Source organism: Kitasatospora albolonga, assembly GCF_039535905.1.
Taxonomy (GTDB): Bacteria; Actinomycetota; Actinomycetes; order Streptomycetales; family Streptomycetaceae; genus Kitasatospora; species Kitasatospora albolonga.
The window spans coordinates 13,846-29,875 of the sequence record NZ_BAAAYB010000110.1 but is presented as its reverse complement, the minus strand read 5'-3'; the positions used below and the strand labels follow the sequence as shown (position 1 = coordinate 29,875).

Sequence of the window (16,030 nt, the reverse complement as noted above, 5' to 3'; positions counted from 1 at the left end):
CGGACGGCGTCGTCCGCCGCCCCGCCCGGGTCGGCTACCTCGCGCAGGAGCTGCCCGTGCGCTTCAGCCGCCGCCCGCTGTTGGCGGCCTTCGCGGCCGGCCGACCAGGGCTTCCGGAGGAGCACGCCGAAGTGCTGCTCTCCCTGGGGCTGTTCCGCGCGGAGGACCTGTACGTCCCGGTGGCCGCACTCTCCGCGGGACAGCAGCGCCGCCTCCAGATCGCGATCCTGGTGACCAGCCCGGCCGACCTCCTGATCCTCGACGAGCCGACCAACCACATCGCCCTCGACCTGGTCGAGGACCTCCAGAGCGCCCTCGCCGTCTACCCGGGAGCAGTGGTCGCCGTCTCCCACGACCGGGCCTTCCGCGAACGCTTCGCCGGTGAGCGGCTGGAGCTGGGCGCGGGCCGTCGACTCTGACCGGGCCGCTACGGTCGGGGCGCGGGCGTCGTAGGGTTCGGGGCGCAGGGCGTGATCATGACTCGGGTGAAGGGGGCGGATGTGATCGGACTGGAGCCCGTCGGCCAGGTGGTCGGCGGTCGGGTGCCGGTGGAGGACGACGACTGGGCGGGGGTGGAGGCGGTGATCCGCTTGGACGCCGCGCGTTTCGGGCCCGAGGCGTTGTACGGGCTGGAGGGGTTCTCGCACCTGGAGGTGGTCTTCCACTTCGACCGGGTCCCGCCGGAGCGGGTCGAGACCGGTGCCCGCCACCCGCGCGGCAACGAGGACTGGCCGCTGGTGGGAATCTTCGCGCAGCGCGGCAAGAACCGGCCCAACCGGCTCGGGGTGTCGCGCTGCGTGCTGCTGCGGGTGGAGGGCCTGGACGTCCACGTCGCCGGGCTCGACGCCGTGGACGGCACGCCGGTGCTGGACATCAAGCCCTGGATGGCGGAGTTCGGGCCGCGCGGGGAGCAGGTCCAGCCGGGCTGGGCCACGGAGCTGATGGAGGGCTACTACTGACGGCCGCCGGTGGCCTGAATCCTTTTCGCGCGGTGGGCCTCTTATGGTCGAGCGGTCCCGAGGGGGCCGCCGGAGTGCGGGAGGTCCGATGACCGGAGTCGTGGTGGGTGTGGTGGTGCTGGCCGTGTTGACGTGCACGTGCGTGGTGGTGCTGCGGGCGCGGAAGGGGCGGCGTGGTTAGGGGGGCGGTCGGGGCCTGGCCCTCGGAGCGGCTGGTGGTGGCGGCGCAGGAGGGTGACGAGGCGTCGATCGCGGTGCTGGTCGCCGGGGCGTACCCGCACGTGCGGCGGTTCGCCTTCTCGCTCTGCGCCAGCAGCCAGGACGCGGAGGACGCGGCGCAGGACGCGATGATCGTGCTGTTCCGGAAGGTGGGCACGCTGCGGGCGAGTGCGGCGCTGGCCTCGTGGATGTTCCGGATCGTGCGCAACGAGTGCCTGCGGAGGGCGCGTCAGCTGGTGCACGCGGGCGAGACGGGCCCGGAGGCGCTCGCAGCCTCGGCGGAGGAGGACGCGCTGGCGGGGCTGGAGGTCGAGCGGGTGGCCGCGGCCGTGGCCGCGCTGCCGGACGACCAGCGGCGGGTGCTGATCATGCGGGACGTCCAGGGACTGCCGGGCCGGGCGGTGGCCGACGCGCTCGGGCTGAGCACGTCGGCCATGAAGTCGCGGCTGCACCGGGCACGGGCTGCGGTGCGGGAGGACCTGGAGCGGGTGCGGGAGGAGACGACGTGTCGGTGAAGGGGAGTCCGGGGCCGTCGTACGCGAGCCGGTCCCTGCCGGTGCACCTCGTCCGGGGAGGGATCGGCTTCGGCGCCCTGGTGGGTGCGTTCGCGCTGCTGCCGGTGGTGGGGTGGGTGGCGCTGCTGCTCCTGCCGGTGGGGCTGCTGGCACTGCGGGGGTGTCCGGCCTGCTGGGTGCTCGGGCTGGTGCAGACCGTCTCGCGCGGGCGGCTGGAGCGGCAGTGCGAGGGCGGGAGCTGCCGGCTGGAGCGGACCGGGTAGCCGACCGGACGCGGGCGGCCGGGGTGTGACGGTGGGTCAGGCCCCGGCCGCCGCGACCGGGGTGGTGGGCAGGCTGTAGCGCTGCTTGGTGGTGGCGCGGCCGCCGAGGCGGTCGTAGAAGCGGATGGCGTCGGTGTTCCAGGGCGGGGTCTGCCACTGGACCTGGGCGAGGCCGAGGGCGTGGGCCTCGGTGACGACGGCGTCCATCAGGCGGGCGCCGAGGCCGTGGCCGCGGTGGCCGTCGCGCAGGAAGAGGCAGTCGAGGTGGAGGTACTCGGCGCCGTCCCAGGTGGAGAGTTCGGGCGCGCAGGTGGCGTAGCCGATCGGGGCGCCACCGTCGCCCGGGTCGGCGACGAAGCAGCGCAGGCGGGGTGACGGTGCGTCGAAGAGCAGCCGGGCCAGGCGGTCGGCGAGGTCCGCCGGGGGCGGGGCGGCCCGCTCGTAGGCGGCGTGCTCGGCGGCCAGTTCGGCGATCCGGGGGAGGTCGTCGGGGCGGGCGCGGCGGACGTGGGGGACCTGGCGGACTGCGCTGGCGGGCACGGGGACTCCTGACGCTCGGGGGTGCCCCGATCATGGCTCGGCGGAGCCGGGCCGGGCCAGGAGCGTGAGCGCCAGCGGAGGTCCGGATCCCGCCAGGTCCCCGGGCGAGGAGCGGACCGGGGCCCGGGCGGGCGTCAGACGGTGTAGCCGGTCATCGGTCCGTGGTCGGTGCAGAACCAGCAGTCGCAGGAGGTGAGCGAGTTGGCGCGGCAGTGGGCCGTGATGAGCCACGGGAGCTCGGCGCAGGGCCCTGGGTCCAGCAGGGTGCCGTCGGCGGGGAGCCTGCGGTGGCAGGCGGTGCAGTCGACGGAGACCTCCACGCCGGTCGCGCGCAGGCGGCGGGCGGCGTCGAGGGCGGCGTCCACCTGGACCGGGGGCATCAGGGGAGCGGGCAGCGGGCCGTCCAGGAGGCGTCGGCTCTGCCAGAGGCTCAGGTCGGTGATCGCCCGGACCTCCAGGAGGGTGCGGTGCCGGAGGGCGGGGCGCGGTCCACCGTGACGGTGAACTCGGGGTCCTCCACGGGTGCTCCCTGCTGCGTGGTGACGGGTGGTCAGGCCGTCCAGAAGAGTACGGCCTGGTGGTAACGGGCGGTGGTACGGAGGAAGGCGAGCAGGTCCTGGTAGGGCGCCGGCGGCGGAGTCGAGGGAGCCGTCGTGGTCCCAGTGGGAGAGGGGGTGGACGCCGGCGGCGGTGAGGTCGGCGCCGGTGACGTCCTGGGCGAGGGCGTCGGGGGGTGACGGCCTCCAGGGCCTCGACCGCGCAGCGGACCTGGTCGGGCGTCAGGTAGCGGGGCGGGCCGAAGCCGAGGTCGGCCGCGCCGGTGAGTTCGGTGCCGCCGCGCACCAGGTCCACCGGGAAGCCGCGGCGGCGGAGCAGGAAGGCGATGGCGTCCCAGTACGGGCCGACGCAGTGCCGCCGGTCGGGGGACTGCTCCTGCGGATCGGTCAACTCCCTTGCCGTGTCCGGGTCGGCGAGGGCCCGCCCGAGGTCGGTGGGGGAGAGGCGCGCGTAGTACCCGTCGATGCTCATGGCGGGGATGCTAGGCGGTCGCGGAGGGCTCGCGCCGGACAACGCCAGGGTTGCCGGAGAGGGGCGGCCGGGCGGGCGGGAGGTTTCCCGTCTATGCGCGTTCACGTGTTGCGGACCGGGCGTTCGCCGTCCCGGGGCTTGAACTGGGGGCCGGGTTGGCCCTTCACTTGTCATGGCGCCGACGTTCTTGATCCCCGGCGCTGCTCCCACCGCTCCGACGCCCTCACCCGACGAGTCTGGAGATCCCGCATGCCCCGCAGTCACACCCGTCTGCGCCGCGCCGCCGCCACCCTCGCGGCCCTGCCCCTGCTCGCCCTCGGCGCGGGCCAGGCCCTGGCCGCCCCCGCCCCGCTGCCCGTGCCCGCCTCCGCCGGACACTCCGCCTCCCGGGTGGCGGCGATCGAGGACGGGGTCGCCCGCACCCTCGCCTCCGCCCTCGCCGACCCGGCCGTGCGGGAGCGCGTGCGCGCCGCGACCGCCACCACCGACGCCCCCGCCGCGCTGGCACCGCTCGCGGCCGCCGCGGCGGGCCCCGCCGCCCGCGGACTGGCCGAGGCCACCGCGAAGGCGGACGAGCATCGCCTCGGCGAAGGGCCTGGGCGCCGACCTCGGCCCGCTGCTGCGGGTCCAGCTGGCCGACCCCTCGATGCGCGGCGCGCTGGCCGCGGGGGCCGAGCCGCTGGTGGCGACCGACCGTGACCGACGACCACGCCCGCACGGTGCGGGCGTACGACAGCGCCGGTCGGGCGCACGAGCTCGCCACGGCCGAGCTGGCCCGCCCGCCCGGTGTACCTGGTCGACCTCGACGGGGCCAAGGCCCTGGCGGCCGGGACGGCCGTGCTGCAGCGGGAGTTGGGCGCACGGGGGCATCGCCCCGGCGGAGGCCGCGCAGGCCCTGTCCGGCGGCTGGTGGGGCACGAAGATCACCTCGGTGCGGGTGTCGGACGACGAGGAGCCCTGGTTCAAGGGCGCGGCCGAGATGTTCGCGCTGGTGAGCGGCTTCGGGCTGGACGGCAAGGTCCGGGTCGACTCGGTGGCCATGCCGTACCTCCAGTACGACGGCACCACCTACTACCCGAACCAGATCCTGGTGAACTGGTCGAACTACAAGTACAACCTGGCCGACGTGGTCCTGATGGAGGACGACGGCGACACCAACTACCTGGCCCTCGCCCAGGCGATCGCCGCGGTGCTGCTCACCATCGCCGACCAGGGCGCGTACATCCCGCTGGTGAACGCGGTGCTCGGCGCCATGCCCGCCTCCTGGTGGGTGGACGACCCGGACTACGTGGAGTCCTGGTACACCCTCGCGCGGGGCAGCTCGGGCCGCCTCAACGGCGCCCGGCAACGGCTGGATGACCGTCGAGCCGTACTTCGTGCAGCAGTTTCTGATCCTGCGCCGGCTCCGGCCCGGCGACGGCCCGATCGGGCCGTCGCCGGGTCAGGAGGGCAGCCGGACACGGACGGTGAGCCCTCCGCCGGGGGCGCGCGGTGGCGGTGACCGTGCCGCCGTGCGCGGTGGTGACCGCCTCGACCACCGCCAGGCCGAGCCCCGAGCCGCCCGAGCCCTGGGCGCGGGCACGGCCCCGGTGGAACGGTGTGAAGAGCGCCGGACCTCCTCCGGGTCGAGCACCGGCCCGGAGTTGGTGACCGTCAGGAGGGCGGCGCCGTCGGCGGATCCGGTCCTGAGCTCCGCGGTGCCGCCCGGGTGGTTGTGCCGGACGGCGTTGGCCAACAGGTTGAGCACCAGCTGGTGGAGCAGCTCCGGGTCACCCTCCAGCGGAGCCGGGTCCGGGGGAGACGGTCAGCGCCACCCCGGCGGTGCCGGCCTCCTCGGCCAGCTCGCGGGCCGCCGCCGAGGCGGCGTCGGCCAGGTCGGTGCGCCGCGGGTGCAGGGTGCCGCTCTCGCCCCGGGCCAGGGTCAGCAGGGCCGAGATCAGGCTCTCGGTACGGGCGTTGGCGGCCAGCGCGCGCTCCACACCGCGGGCCGCAGGCCGTCCGGCACCCGGCCCTGGGCGAGCGGGATCTCCAGCGCCGTGCGCTGCACGGTCAGCGGGGTGCGCAGCTCGTGCGAGGCGAGCGCGGTGAACCGCCGCTGCGCGGTGAAGGCGCGGGCCCAGGCGGTCGAGCATGGCGTCGAAGGTGTCGCCGAGCTCGCGGATCTCGTCGTACGGCCCGTCCAGCGCGAGCCGCTCGTCCAGGCTGCGGTCGGCGCTGATCCGGCGGGCGGTGGCGGTGACCTGGTGCAGGCGGGCCAGCGAGCGGCGTCCGGCCCACCAGGCCAGCAGCGCGGCCAGCAGTGTGAAGACGGCGAGCAGCAGCAGGGAGCGGGTCAGCAGGTCGGAGAGGATGGTGTTGCGGAAGTCGTCGAAGCCCTGGGCCGGGGTGGTCAGGGCGGCCGGGGTGCTGCTCCCGGACGTCGGGACACCGCCCTCGGGCGCCGGGAAGCCGGTCTCCGGGGAGGGGACGACGGGCGTCGCGGGCTCCAGGGGCAACGGCCTCAGCAGGTCCCGGTTGGCCTGGATGAGCTGACGGGCGCTCAGCAGGTTCAGCGCGAGCATCCCGCAGCCGAGCACCGCGAACACCCCGGTGGTGACCAGGGCCCAGCCGGCGCGCAGCGGCAGCCGGCCGGGCCTCCCGGGGCGCTTCACAGCCGGTACCCGAAGCCGGGTCGTGCACGATCAGCGGTGGGTCGCCGAGCTTGCGGCGCAGCGCGTGCACCGTGACGCGGACGGCCGTGGTGGCCGGGTCGACGGCGGTGTCCCACAGCCGATCCCGCAGGTCCTCGGTGGCCACCGGCGCGCCGTCGGCGGCCAGCAGCTCCTCCAGCACGCCGAGCTCACGCGGCGTCAGCTGGAGCGGCCGGCCGTCCCGTTCGGCCACACCGGCGAACGGTGTCGAGGCTGACGCCGCGCCGGCTGAGCACCACCGGGGCGCGGTTGGCGGCCGTGCGGCGGCCCAGCGCCCGCAGCCGGGCGACCAGTTCGAGGTAGGAGAAGGGCTTGGCCATGTAGTCGTCCGCCCCGTGGCCCAGGCCCTCCACCAGGTCGGAGAGCGAGCCGGCGGCGGTGAGCATCAGGATCCTGGCCGGGTGCCCGGCGGCGGCCAGCGCCCGGCAGACGGCGTCACCGCCGAGCGCGGGCAGGTCGCGGTCGAGGATCACCACGTCGTAGTCGGCCTCGCCGGTCCGCCGCAGCGCCTCCAGGCCGTCGTGGGCGACGTCGCAGAGCATGCCCTCGCCGCGCAGCCCCTCGGCGAGCATCGCGGCCAGCTCCCGTTCGTCCTCGACAATCAGCACCCGCATGACCCCGTCCCGCTCCGTTCGCTCTCCCGCTTCCGGCCACGGGGGCCGTCTCACCGTTCGCATCGGACCGGGCCGGGCCGCCCGGCGCGTGCACGGCCCGCGGTGGGCGTGGGTGCCGGACGGGCCGGGCCCGACGGGAACGGTGAGACGGCCCCGTGGCCCCCAGACTGCCGGGCCCGGCGTTAGCCGCCGGTTAGGCGCGCAGTCACCGGTGCCTCACCGCGTGGCCCGTAGACCTGGTGGAGGTCATCCGAGACAGCCAGGGAGAGTGGACATGGAGAGCAATTCGAGGAGGGGCGTCCGGTGGATCGGCGCCGCCGCTGCCGTCGCGGTGCTGCTGACGGCCGGCTGCTCGTCGGGGAGCGCCGCGCCCGAGGTCGCCGGGGCCGGCGGCTCGGGGCGGGCGAAGCCACAGGACGACGACCAGGTCCGCCGGGCCTGGGTGGACTGCATGCACAAGCAGGGGCAGACCGGTGTCGAGCAGGACAAGGACGGCAACATCGGCTTCCCCGCCGCGCGCACCGACACCGGCCTGCCGGAGGGCTACGAGACCGCGACCCGGATCTGCGACGAGAAGGTGCCCGGCATCCACCAGGTGCAGCAGGCGAACAAGGCCAAGTTCGTCGAGATGGGCCGCAAGTGGGTGGCCTGCGTGCGGCAGAACGGCTACCCCGACATGCCGGACCCGGACCCGAAGGACGGGATCGTGGTGATCCCGCGCGCGGTGTTCGACGCCACGAAGTGGAGCGTGGCGGGCAAGGCCTGCGACGAGCGGTTCCCGATGCCCGGCTACCGGATCGGGGAGTGAGCGTGACACGCGGGGAGGAAGCCCGCGGGCGGCGCCGACTCGTGGTCCCGGTGCTGGTGGCCGTGGTCGCGGCCGGCGGCACCGCGGCCGCGCTGGGTGTGCCGTGGGAGCGCGGCGGAGCGGCCGCCGGGCCGGCCGCCGTGGCCTTCGACCTGGTGACGGTCGAACAGGGATCGCTGTCCAGCAGCATCCAGCTCACCGGCACGCTGGTGCACGACGCGCCGGTCCAGGTGGCCGCCGCCGGGAAGGGTGTGCTCACCGCGCTGCCCGCCGTCGGCGCGGTGGTCCGGGCGGGGGAGCGGCTCTACGAGAGCGACGGGCAGCCGGTGGTGCTGATGACCGGTCAGCGCCCGCTCTGGCGGGACCTGGGGCCGGGGGCGCCCGAGGGGCCGGATGTCGAGCAGCTGAAGCGCAACCTGATCGACCTCGGCTTCGCCAAGGGGCTCGGCCTGACCGCCGACCGGAAGTTCACCCCGGACACCGCCACGGCCGTGAAGCGCTGGCAGAAGTCACTGGGCGTCAGGGAGACCGGCACGGTGGCGCTCGGCAGCGTGGTCATGCTGCCGGAGAAGGCGGTGCGCATCCAGCAGCTCGGTGCCCAGCTCGGCTCGGCCCTCGGCAGCGGCCCGGTCCTGACCGTGACCCGCACCGACCTGGTGGTCACCGTGCAGCCCGCCGAGAACCAGGTCTCCCGGTTCAAGCCCGACGGGCGGGTCCGGATCAGACTGGCCGACGGCTCCACCGTCGACGGCCGGGTCCGCTCGCTGGTGCGCGGCTCGGCGGGCGGAGACGACAAGGCGGGCGGGGGCTCGGACGGACCGGGGGCCAAGACCACCGCCACCCTGGTGCTGGACGGCCAGGAGAAGGCCCAGCAGGCCGGGCCCTCGGCGGTGACGGTCAGCGTGGTCGGCGACACCGCCGAGCACGCGCTGATCGTCCCCGTCACCGCGCTGCTCGCGCTGGACGGCGGGGGCTACGGGGTGCGGGTCTCCGAGGGCGGGGCCACCCGGCTGGTCCGGGTCCAGCTCGGGCTGATCGCCGACGCCAAGGCCCAGATCACCGGGGACGTGGCGGCCGGTGCCCAGGTGGTGATCCCCAAGTGACGTCCCGGACAGATGAGTTCACGCCTCCCGTGCTGGAGCTGTCCGGTGTGGTCAAGGAGTACCCGGGCGCTCCGCCGCTGCGGGTGCTGCACGAGGTCGACCTGAGCGTCGAGGCCGGTGAACTGCTCGCCGTGGTCGGCCCGTCCGGCTCCGGCAAGTCCACCCTGCTCGCCGTGCTCGGCTCGCTCGACCGGCCCAGCTCCGGCCGGCTGCGGTTCGAGGGCCGGGACCTGGCCGGGCTCTCCGAGCCCGAGCTGGCCGCGCTGCGGGCGCACCGGATCGGCTTCGTCTTCCAGCAGTTCTTCCTGCTGCCCGGGCTCAGCACGGTGGAGAACGTGGCCACCAGTCTGCTCTACGGGGGCGCCCCGGCGGCCGAGCGCCGGGCGCGGGCGGTGGAGACGCTGCGCTCCGTCGGCCCTCGGCCACCGGCTGGACCACCACCCCGACCAGCTCTCCGGCGGTGAGCGCCAACGGGTCGCCATCGCCCGGGCGTTGGTCGGCCGCCCGGCCCTGCTGCTCGCCGACGAGCCCACCGGGGCGCTGGACAGCGCCTCCGGGGAGGGCGTGGTCGAGCTGCTGCGGACCCTGAACGCCGACGGCACCACGGTCGTGGTGATCACCCACGACCGCGAGCTGGCCGCCTCCTTCCCCCGGCGAGTCGGCATCCACGACGGGCGTATCGCCTTCGACGAACGCGGGCCCGCGAGGGCCGGAGGTGGCGTGTGAAGCCCCGTCAGGAACCCCGCCAGGAGCCGCGTCAGGCGACCCGTCAGGACCCGGGCCGACGGCGGGTCAGGCTGCGCCCCGTCGACCTGCTCCGGCTCGGCATGATCGGGCCGCGCACCCGGCGGCTGCGGACCGCGCTGTCCGCGCTCGGCATCGCGCTGGGCATCGCCGCCGTGGTCGCGGTCACCGGGATCTCCAGCTCCAACCAGGAGCACCTGCTGAGCAGGCTGGACCGGCTCGGCTCCAACCTGATCACCGTGACCCCGGGCAAGGGCAGCGACCAGCGGCCGGTGCCGCTGCCGCCCACCGCCGAGACGATGCTCGCTGCGATCGGCCCCGTCCAGCAGGTCACCGCGACCGGTGCCACCCGGGCCGAGGTCTACCGCAACGACCTGGTCCCGCCCCAACAGACCAACAGCATCACGGTGTTGGCCGCCCGGCTGAACCTGCTGGAGGTGCTGCACGCCACCCTGGGCAGCGGGCGCTGGCTGGACGCGGCCGCGGAGAACCTCCCGGTCACCGTGCTCGGTGACCGCACCGCAGAGCGGCTCGGCGTGAGGGCCCCGGGCGAGCGGGTCTGGCTGGGCGGCCAGTGGTACACCGTGCTCGGCGTGCTGGCGCCGAACGAGCTGGCGCCCGAGCTCGCCACCACGGCCCTGGTCGGCTGGCCGCAGGCGGTCGCCCACCTCGGCGCGGACGGCACCGCCGCCACCGTCTACCTGCGCTCGCACCCCGAACGCGTCCCGCAGGTCCAGGCGGTGGCGGCGGCCAGCGCCAACCCGGCGAGCCCGGCCACGGTGGCGGTCAGCCGCCCCTCGGACCTGCTGGCGGCCCGGGCCGAGACCCGCTCCGCGCTCACCGGGCTGGTGCTGGCGCTGGCCGCGGTGGCGCTGCTGGTGGGCGGGGTCGGCATCGCCAACACCATGGTGGTGGGCGTGATGGAGCGTCGGGGTGAGATCGGGCTGCGGCGGGCGCTGGGCGCGCGCGGCGGCCAGATCGCGGCGCAGTTCCTGCTGGAGGCGGTGCTGACCGGCTTCGTCGGCGGCGTCGGCGGCCTGCTGCTGGGCGGCCTCACCGTGTACGGCTACGCGCTGGCCCAGGGCTGGCCGGCCACCGTCCCGCCCTACACCCTGCTCGCCGGGCCCGCGGTGGCGGTGGCGGTGGCCGCGGTGGCGGGGATCTACCCCGCGCTGCGGGCGGCGCGGGCCTCGCCCACGGAGGCGCTGCGCTCGGCGTGAGTGCCGCTGCCCGGGCCCTCGCCGGAAGGCGGGCCCGGGCAACGGCGGGTGACGGCTCACCAGGCGACGGGCAGCTCCCGCAGGCCGTGCACGGCGGAGGAGCTGCGGAACTCCAGCTCCTCGTAGGGGACCGCCAGCCGCAGACCGGGCAGGCGGCGCAGCAGGGTGGGCAGGGCGATCCGCAGCTCGATCCGGGCCAGCGGCTGGCCCAGGCACTGGTGCACGCCGAAGCCGAAGGCGAGGTGGCGCCGGGCGTCCCGGGTGATGTCCAGGGCGTCCGGCCCGGTGAACAGCTCCTCGTCCCGGTTGGCGGTGGAGAGCATGCAGAGCACGCCCTCGCCGGCCCGGACCAGGGTGTCGCCCAGCTGGACGTCGGCCAGGGCGACCCGGGGCACCCCGTGGTGCACGATGGTCAGGTAGCGCAGCAGCTCCTCCACCGCGCTGTTGGTCAACTCCGGCTCCTTGCGCAGCCGTTCGGCCTGCCCGGGGTTGCGCAGCAGGGCCAGGGTGCCGAGCGCGGTCATGTTCGCGGTGGTCTCGTGCCCGGCCACCAGCAGGAGCAGGCCCATCGAGGCGGCCTCGGCGGTGGTGAGCTCGCCGCGCGCGACCAGACGGCTGATCAGGCTGTCGTCCGGGGTGCGCCGCTTCGCCTCGGCGAGTTCGGTGAGGTAGCCGGTCAGCGCGTCCACGGCCGCCGTCACCTCCTCGGGGGTGGCGGCCAGGTCCAGCAGGCTGCGACTGTGCCGCTGGAAGAAGTCGTGGTCCCGGTACGGGACGCCGAGCAGCAGGCAGATCACCAAGGACGGGACGGGGAGGGCGAATTCGGCCACCAGATCGGCCGGACCGCCGTCGGCGGTCATCCGGTCCAGCGCCTCGTCCACGATCCGCTGGATCTCGGGGCGCATCGCCTCCACCCGCTTGATGATGAACTCGCCCGTGAGCATGCGGCGTTGGCGGGCGTGCTCGGGGTCGTCGAGGCGGATGAAGCTGGGCGTGGTGCGGGTGGTGATCTCGCGCCGGCCGGGGGAGAGGAAGGGGAAGCCCGGGTGCCGGGCGTCGGCGCTGAAGCGCGGGTCGGAGAGGGCGGTGCGGATCTCCTGGAAGCCGGTCACCAGGTGGCAGGAGGTGCCGTCCCAGAGCCGGGCCTCGGTGACGGGGGCGAGGCGGGAGGCGTCCCGGTAGGCGGGCAGCGGGTCGAAGGGGCAGCGGCCGGGGGCCGCGGGCAGCTCGGTGGGGGCGGGGCGGGCGTGGCCCTGCGGCGGCGCGGGGGTGTCGATGCTCATGGTGCGGCGCTCCTTCCAAGGTCCAGCGGGGGTGGCGGGGACGGGCGGCGGCTCGGGGCCGGGCGTTTCTCAGGCCTGATCGTCCGTCAGGGTGATGGCCCCGCCCGGGCACAGCGCGGCGGCGAGCCGGACGGCCGGGCGTTCGGCGGGCCCGGGGGCCGGGTCCAGCAGCTCCACCAGGCCGTCGTCCTCGCTCTGGTCGAAGACGGCGGGGGCGGTCAGCACGCACTGGCCGGAGCCGCAGCACCGGTCCTGGTCAACGGTCACCTGCATGGTGGGCACCTCGGTCGCTCTCGTGAATCGGTTTCCCTAGGCAACCAAATCACTCTAACCCCACGTTCATCGCACACGAAGGTCCGGCGCGCCCCGGGGCGGAAATGGCGGAAAACCGCCCCTGGCACGGGGCTTGGGGCCGGTGTCACCGCCCGTGCCTACGATGGCGGCATCCGGCCCCGAATCCCAGGAGACCTCCGATCGCCGCCGACCTCGCCACCCTGATCCGGGGCGCCCTCGACCTGCTCGCCCGTCCCGAGCTGCACCCGCGCGAGCTGGACCCGTACGCCACCAGCACCGTCGACGTGGCGGGCCGCCCGAGCGTCTGCCTGGTGTCGGCGTCGGCGCCGGGCGGGCCGGTGGTGGTCTGGTCGGCGATGGGCGCGTACGAGGAGTGGATGGCGGCCGGGCTGGCGGGCCCGTACCTCGCGCTGCACCTGGAGCCCGACTCCGGGTACTTCCACCTCGGGCAGCCGGCCCTGGTGCGCGAGCGCGGGCACCTGCGGCTGGTCGCCGAACTGGCGCCGGAAGCGCTGGCGTCGGAGCGGGAGTTGGCGGCGGCGCTGGAGGTCTTCCTCGACCGCCAGCGCCGTGCGCACGAGCTGCTGCGCGCCCTCGGCTGAGCGGGGCGGACGCCCCGTCAGGTGCGGGCGGTGGCGTTCGCCCGAAGGTGTGCGAGCAGGGCGGGCACGTCGTTGCCCGGGTCGCCGTCGCGGGTGAAGGCGGTCATCGCCTGGAGGGCGGCGCGGGCCAGGCCGCCGTTGCCCGCCGGGGTGTCGGGCACGGTCCTGGCCCAGCTCGCCAGCAGGTAGGACCACTGGATCAGCAGGCGGGAGGAGACGCCCTTCTCCAGCGTCGCGAGCTGGGACTCGCGCTCGGCCGGCGGCCGGTCGGCCAGGCCCAGGGCCTCGGCGAGCAGCAGTTCCAGTGCGTAGGCGCTGTACCGGGCGACCAGCGCGGCGAGGGCCGGCTCGCCCTGGCCTCCCCGCGCCAGGGCGGTGAGGGCCCGGTCGTCCTGCTTCCAGGCGGCTTCCAGGGCGTTGACGGCCCGCAGCATCTGATCCGGCGTCATGTCGGGACTCATGGCCGCACCGTAGCCGCTGCGGGGGTGGTGTCCCGGTGGTCAGCGCACCCAGGTGCGGGTCATGTCCTGGACCGCGGAGCCGTCGAGGTCGGCCAGCTTGGGCGCGGTGAAGTCCCGGGCCCACTGCGAGGTCTGCAGGCGGAAGGCCGGCCGCTCCTCGGTCAGGGCGGCCAGGATCGGCTCGGCCGCCTCGGCCGGGGACTGGGCGTTGGCGAAGGAGGCCTGGGTGCGGGCGAGGTAGGCCTGGAGGGCGGGCGCGTAGGGGCCGGCCGCGGCCAGTGCGGCCGGGACGTCCAGCCCGATGTTGGCGACGAACTCGCTGGCCACCGCGCCCGGTTCGACCACGGTGACGCCGACGCCCACCGTGGCGGCGACCGGGGCGAGCGACTCCATGAAGCCCTCGACCGCGAACTTGGCCGCGCAGTACGCCTCGTTGAAGGGCTGGCCGACGATGCCGCCGACGCTGGTGACGGTGACGATCCGGCCGCCGGAGGCGCGCAGGTGGGGGAGGGCGGCGTGGGTGGTGGTCACCACGCCGAAGAAGTTGACCTCCATGGTGGCCCGGACGGCGTCCACGCCCATCTGCTCGACGGTGCCGACCCCGGCGGCACCGGCGTTGTTGACCAGCGCGTCGAGGCGGCCGTACTCGGCGATCACCTCGTCCAGGCAGGCGGTGACGCTCGCCGGGTCGACCACGTCCAGGCGCTTGATCCGGATCCGCTCGGCGAGGCCCTCCTCGGCGGCCGCCTTGAGCAGGGGCTCGGCCTTGCCGGTGTCGCGCATGGTGGCGATGACGGTCCAGCCCGCCCGGGCGGCGCCGAGCGCGGCGGCCAGGCCGATGCCGGAGGAGGTGCCGGTGATCAGGACGGTCTTCTCGGTGGTGGTCATGGGGCCCTCCAGCGGGACGGGGTCGGGTCGGCAGGGGCGAAACGGGGAACTCCCCGGTTCCATTCGAAGGTAACCGGAGGACTCCCCGTTTGTCCAAGTAGACTGATGGCCCGACGAAAGGAACCGCCCGTGCCGAGTCAGCCGAGCCAGCCCGCCCCCCTGCGGGCCGACGCCCGCCGCAACCGGGAGCGCATCCTCGAAGCGGCCGTCCGCGCCTTCGCCGAGCAGGGGCCGGACGTGCCGCTCGACGCCATCGCCAAGGCGGCCGGCGTCGGCTCGGGCACCCTCTACCGCCACTTCCCCCGGCGGGAGGAACTGGTCGAGGCGGCCTACCGCAACGAGCTGGCCCGGGTCTGCGACAGCGCCGTCGAGCTGCTGGACGCCTACCCGCCGGACCGGGCGATGCGGCTGTGGATGGACGGGTTCATCGCGTACCTGACCGCCAAGCAGGGCATGGCGGACGCGCTGCGCGCCGCCGTGGCCTCCGGCGCCGACCCGTTCGCCGAGACCCTGGAGCGGCTCGGCGGTGCGATCGACTCGCTGCTGCGGGCCGGGGCCGAGGCGGGGCTGCTGCGCTCGGACGTCGAGGCCTTCGACGTCGGCCTGAGCCTGACCGGCGTCGCCCAGCTCACCGGCACCCCCGGTCAGGCGGAGCGGGTCGGCAGACTGCTCGACCTGCTCCTGGACGGACTGCGGTACGGGGCCCGCGGCGCCCGGGGGGCCTGACGGCGGGTCAGTGCAGAGTGGGTCAGCGGCGCGGCGTCCAGGAGGGGGTCCAGGTGCCCGGTGCGTCGTGGCCGGGGGCGGTAGCGGCGAGGTGGGTGCGCAGGGCGGCCAGGGCCGGGTGCGGGTTGTCGCGGTGCCAGAGGAAGGAGTGCGGGTAGACCGGCGTCGGGTCGGTGACCGGGATGCGGCGCAGGTCGTGCCCGGCGGGCCAGATCAGGCGGGTGTGCCCGCCCATGAAGGTGGCCAGCGCCGGGGTGTCGGCGATGGTGTCGAGGAGGGCGTCGGAGCCGAAGTTGGGGCCGGTCGCCTCGATGGTGAGGCCGAACTCCGCGGTCAGCTCCGCGTAGTAGGCGGCCCACTCGCTGCCGGGCAGCAGGCCCGGCATCCAGATCCGGTGCGCGGCCAGCTCGGCGAGCGTCACGGACCTGGCGCGGGCCAGCGCGTGGTCCGGGCCGGTGAGCAGGTGCAGCGGCTCGTCCAGCACCCGGACGGAGCGGAGCTCCTCGGGCAGCGGGTGCCCGGGCGCGGCCACCGCGCGGAACGACCCGTCGAGCGCCCCCGAGCGGAGCGCGGCCACCGCCTGCTCGACGTCCAGCAGCATCAGGACGTCCAGCTCGGTCTCCGGGTGCGTCCCGTGGAAGCCGCGCATCAGGCCGGAGCCCGCGCCGCGCGAGTTCAGCACGTCGATCCGCAGCGCCCGGTGGCCGGTGCGGACGGAGGCCAGCGCGCGCTCGGCGGCGCGCAGCAGCTCGCGGGCGTGCGGGAGGAAGGCCCGGCCGTCGATGGTCAGCTCCGCGCCGCGCGGGGTGCGGGTGAACAGCCGCACGCCGAGGCTGCGCTCCAGTGCGGCGATCCGCTTGGAGACGGCCTGCTGGGTGAGCGTCAGCTCGTCGGCCGCCTCCTGGAACCGGCCCGAGTCGGCGGCGGCCACGAAGGTCCGGACGGTGTCGAGGTCCATGGTCCGCCACTGTACGGGAACAACCCGTGGTTGTGGCTGGCGGCCGGATCGTTGTTTGAACTCCGAGGATCCCGAGAGATTTGATACCGGAGGTCGCCTGCCGGTTGTGGCGGG

18 protein-coding genes and 6 pseudogenes are annotated in these 16,030 nt (G+C 75.2%); 12 read left to right on the top strand and 12 right to left on the bottom strand.

Annotation, left to right across the window (positions count from 1 at the left end; translation table 11 throughout):
• The 4 genes from ABD946_RS27910 to ABD946_RS27895 form a co-directional block, all read left to right on the top strand.
• A partial coding sequence (locus ABD946_RS27910; protein WP_345288143.1) for an ATP-binding cassette domain-containing protein occupies positions 1-419 on the top strand: 419 nt, incomplete at its 5' end.
• A gap of 57 nt (positions 420-476) precedes the next feature.
• On the top strand, positions 477-959 hold the full coding sequence (locus ABD946_RS27905) for an SAM-dependent methyltransferase (RefSeq protein ID WP_345288141.1): 483 nt from the start codon (positions 477-479) through the stop codon (positions 957-959).
• 173 nt (positions 960-1,132) lie between these two features.
• Positions 1,133-1,693 carry an RNA polymerase sigma factor gene (locus ABD946_RS27900; protein ID WP_345288140.1) on the top strand — a complete coding sequence of 187 codons (561 nt, stop codon included), beginning with the start codon at positions 1,133-1,135 and terminating at the stop codon, positions 1,691-1,693.
• Positions 1,684-1,956, top strand: a complete 273-nt coding sequence (locus tag ABD946_RS27895) for a hypothetical protein (protein ID WP_345288138.1) — start codon at positions 1,684-1,686, stop codon at positions 1,954-1,956. Before ABD946_RS27900 ends, ABD946_RS27895 begins: the two co-directional genes overlap by 10 nt.
• 36 nt (positions 1,957-1,992) lie before the next feature.
• On the opposite strand, the gene ABD946_RS27890 is transcribed toward ABD946_RS27895, so the two are convergent.
• From ABD946_RS27890 to ABD946_RS42995, 3 genes and pseudogenes are all read right to left on the bottom strand, one after another.
• A complete protein-coding gene (locus ABD946_RS27890; RefSeq protein WP_345288136.1) occupies positions 1,993-2,496 on the bottom strand; it encodes a GNAT family N-acetyltransferase in 504 nt (167 codons plus the stop codon).
• Between the two features lie 134 nt (positions 2,497-2,630).
• Positions 2,631-2,876 (bottom strand): hypothetical protein, encoded by a 246-nt coding sequence (locus ABD946_RS27885; RefSeq protein ID WP_345288135.1) that lies wholly within the window; start codon positions 2,874-2,876, stop codon positions 2,631-2,633.
• Positions 2,877-3,240: 364 nt separating this feature from the next.
• A pseudogene (locus tag ABD946_RS42995) lies at positions 3,241-3,525 on the bottom strand (DUF1877 family protein); the annotation flags it as partial.
• Between the two features lie 249 nt (positions 3,526-3,774).
• Here ABD946_RS42995 and ABD946_RS27880 point away from each other — a divergent pair.
• Together ABD946_RS27880 and ABD946_RS42990 are read left to right on the top strand one after the other, a co-directional pair.
• Positions 3,775-4,224, top strand: a complete 450-nt coding sequence (locus ABD946_RS27880) for a hypothetical protein (protein WP_345288134.1) — start codon at positions 3,775-3,777, stop codon at positions 4,222-4,224.
• A pseudogene (locus ABD946_RS42990) lies at positions 4,172-4,786 on the top strand (DUF3103 family protein); the annotation flags it as partial. The gene ABD946_RS27880 and the pseudogene ABD946_RS42990, both read left to right, overlap by 53 nt.
• Positions 4,787-4,856: 70 nt before the next feature.
• Here the strand turns inward: ABD946_RS42990 and ABD946_RS42985 are convergent.
• The 4 genes and pseudogenes from ABD946_RS42985 to ABD946_RS27865 all read right to left on the bottom strand — a co-directional run.
• Positions 4,857-5,078, bottom strand: a pseudogene (locus ABD946_RS42985) (hypothetical protein); the annotation flags it as partial.
• Positions 5,033-5,272, bottom strand: a pseudogene (locus tag ABD946_RS42980) (hypothetical protein); the annotation flags it as partial. The pseudogenes ABD946_RS42980 and ABD946_RS42985, both read right to left, overlap by 46 nt.
• A gap of 22 nt (positions 5,273-5,294) precedes the next feature.
• Complete coding sequence (locus ABD946_RS27870; RefSeq protein WP_345288130.1) at positions 5,295-6,176, bottom strand: HAMP domain-containing protein; 882 nt, start codon at positions 6,174-6,176, stop codon at positions 5,295-5,297.
• A 7-nt stretch (positions 6,177-6,183) separates the two neighbouring features.
• Positions 6,184-6,829: pseudogene (locus tag ABD946_RS27865) on the bottom strand (response regulator transcription factor); the annotation flags it as partial.
• Between the two features lie 274 nt (positions 6,830-7,103).
• On the opposite strand from ABD946_RS27865, the gene ABD946_RS27860 reads away from it, so the two are divergent.
• The 4 genes and pseudogenes from ABD946_RS27860 (at position 7,104) to ABD946_RS27845 (ending at position 10,704) form a co-directional block, all read left to right on the top strand.
• On the top strand, positions 7,104-7,637 hold the full coding sequence (locus ABD946_RS27860) for a hypothetical protein (protein WP_345288128.1): 534 nt from the start codon (positions 7,104-7,106) through the stop codon (positions 7,635-7,637).
• Positions 7,638-7,639: 2 nt separating this feature from the next.
• A complete protein-coding gene (locus ABD946_RS27855) occupies positions 7,640-8,740 on the top strand; it encodes a peptidoglycan-binding protein (protein WP_345288127.1) in 1,101 nt (366 codons plus the stop codon).
• Positions 8,741-8,769: 29 nt separating this feature from the next.
• A pseudogene (locus ABD946_RS27850) lies at positions 8,770-9,466 on the top strand (ABC transporter ATP-binding protein).
• Positions 9,463-10,704: an ABC transporter permease gene (locus ABD946_RS27845; RefSeq protein ID WP_345288125.1), complete on the top strand. Its 1,242-nt coding sequence runs from the start codon at positions 9,463-9,465 to the stop codon at positions 10,702-10,704. The pseudogene ABD946_RS27850 and the gene ABD946_RS27845 overlap by 4 nt, the downstream one beginning before the upstream one ends.
• Positions 10,705-10,760: 56 nt before the next feature.
• Here the strand turns inward: ABD946_RS27845 and ABD946_RS27840 are convergent, their stop codons facing one another.
• On the bottom strand, positions 10,761-11,987 hold the full coding sequence (locus tag ABD946_RS27840; protein WP_345288123.1) for a cytochrome P450: 1,227 nt from the start codon (positions 11,985-11,987) through the stop codon (positions 10,761-10,763).
• 69 nt (positions 11,988-12,056) lie between these two features.
• Positions 12,057-12,260, bottom strand: coding sequence for a ferredoxin (locus tag ABD946_RS27835; RefSeq protein ID WP_345288121.1), 204 nt, complete (start codon positions 12,258-12,260; stop codon positions 12,057-12,059).
• Positions 12,261-12,364: 104 nt separating this feature from the next.
• On the opposite strand from ABD946_RS27835, the gene ABD946_RS27830 reads away from it, so the two are divergent.
• On the top strand, positions 12,365-12,883 hold the full coding sequence (locus ABD946_RS27830; RefSeq protein WP_345288119.1) for a type III secretion system chaperone family protein: 519 nt from the start codon (positions 12,365-12,367) through the stop codon (positions 12,881-12,883).
• A gap of 17 nt (positions 12,884-12,900) precedes the next feature.
• Here ABD946_RS27830 and ABD946_RS27825 read toward each other — a convergent pair whose 3' ends face one another.
• Positions 12,901-13,344 (bottom strand): hypothetical protein, encoded by a 444-nt coding sequence (locus ABD946_RS27825; protein ID WP_345288117.1) that lies wholly within the window; start codon positions 13,342-13,344, stop codon positions 12,901-12,903.
• A gap of 39 nt (positions 13,345-13,383) precedes the next feature.
• Positions 13,384-14,232 (bottom strand): SDR family NAD(P)-dependent oxidoreductase, encoded by an 849-nt coding sequence (locus ABD946_RS27820; RefSeq protein WP_345288116.1) that lies wholly within the window; start codon positions 14,230-14,232, stop codon positions 13,384-13,386.
• Between the two features lie 105 nt (positions 14,233-14,337).
• Between ABD946_RS27820 and ABD946_RS27815 the strand changes: the two genes are divergently transcribed.
• A complete protein-coding gene (locus tag ABD946_RS27815) occupies positions 14,338-14,958 on the top strand; it encodes a TetR/AcrR family transcriptional regulator (RefSeq protein ID WP_380149805.1) in 621 nt (206 codons plus the stop codon).
• A gap of 22 nt (positions 14,959-14,980) precedes the next feature.
• Here ABD946_RS27815 and ABD946_RS27810 read toward each other — a convergent pair whose 3' ends face one another.
• Positions 14,981-15,916: a LysR family transcriptional regulator gene (locus ABD946_RS27810; protein ID WP_345288113.1), complete on the bottom strand. Its 936-nt coding sequence runs from the start codon at positions 15,914-15,916 to the stop codon at positions 14,981-14,983.
• Positions 15,917-16,030: the final 114 nt, after the last annotated feature.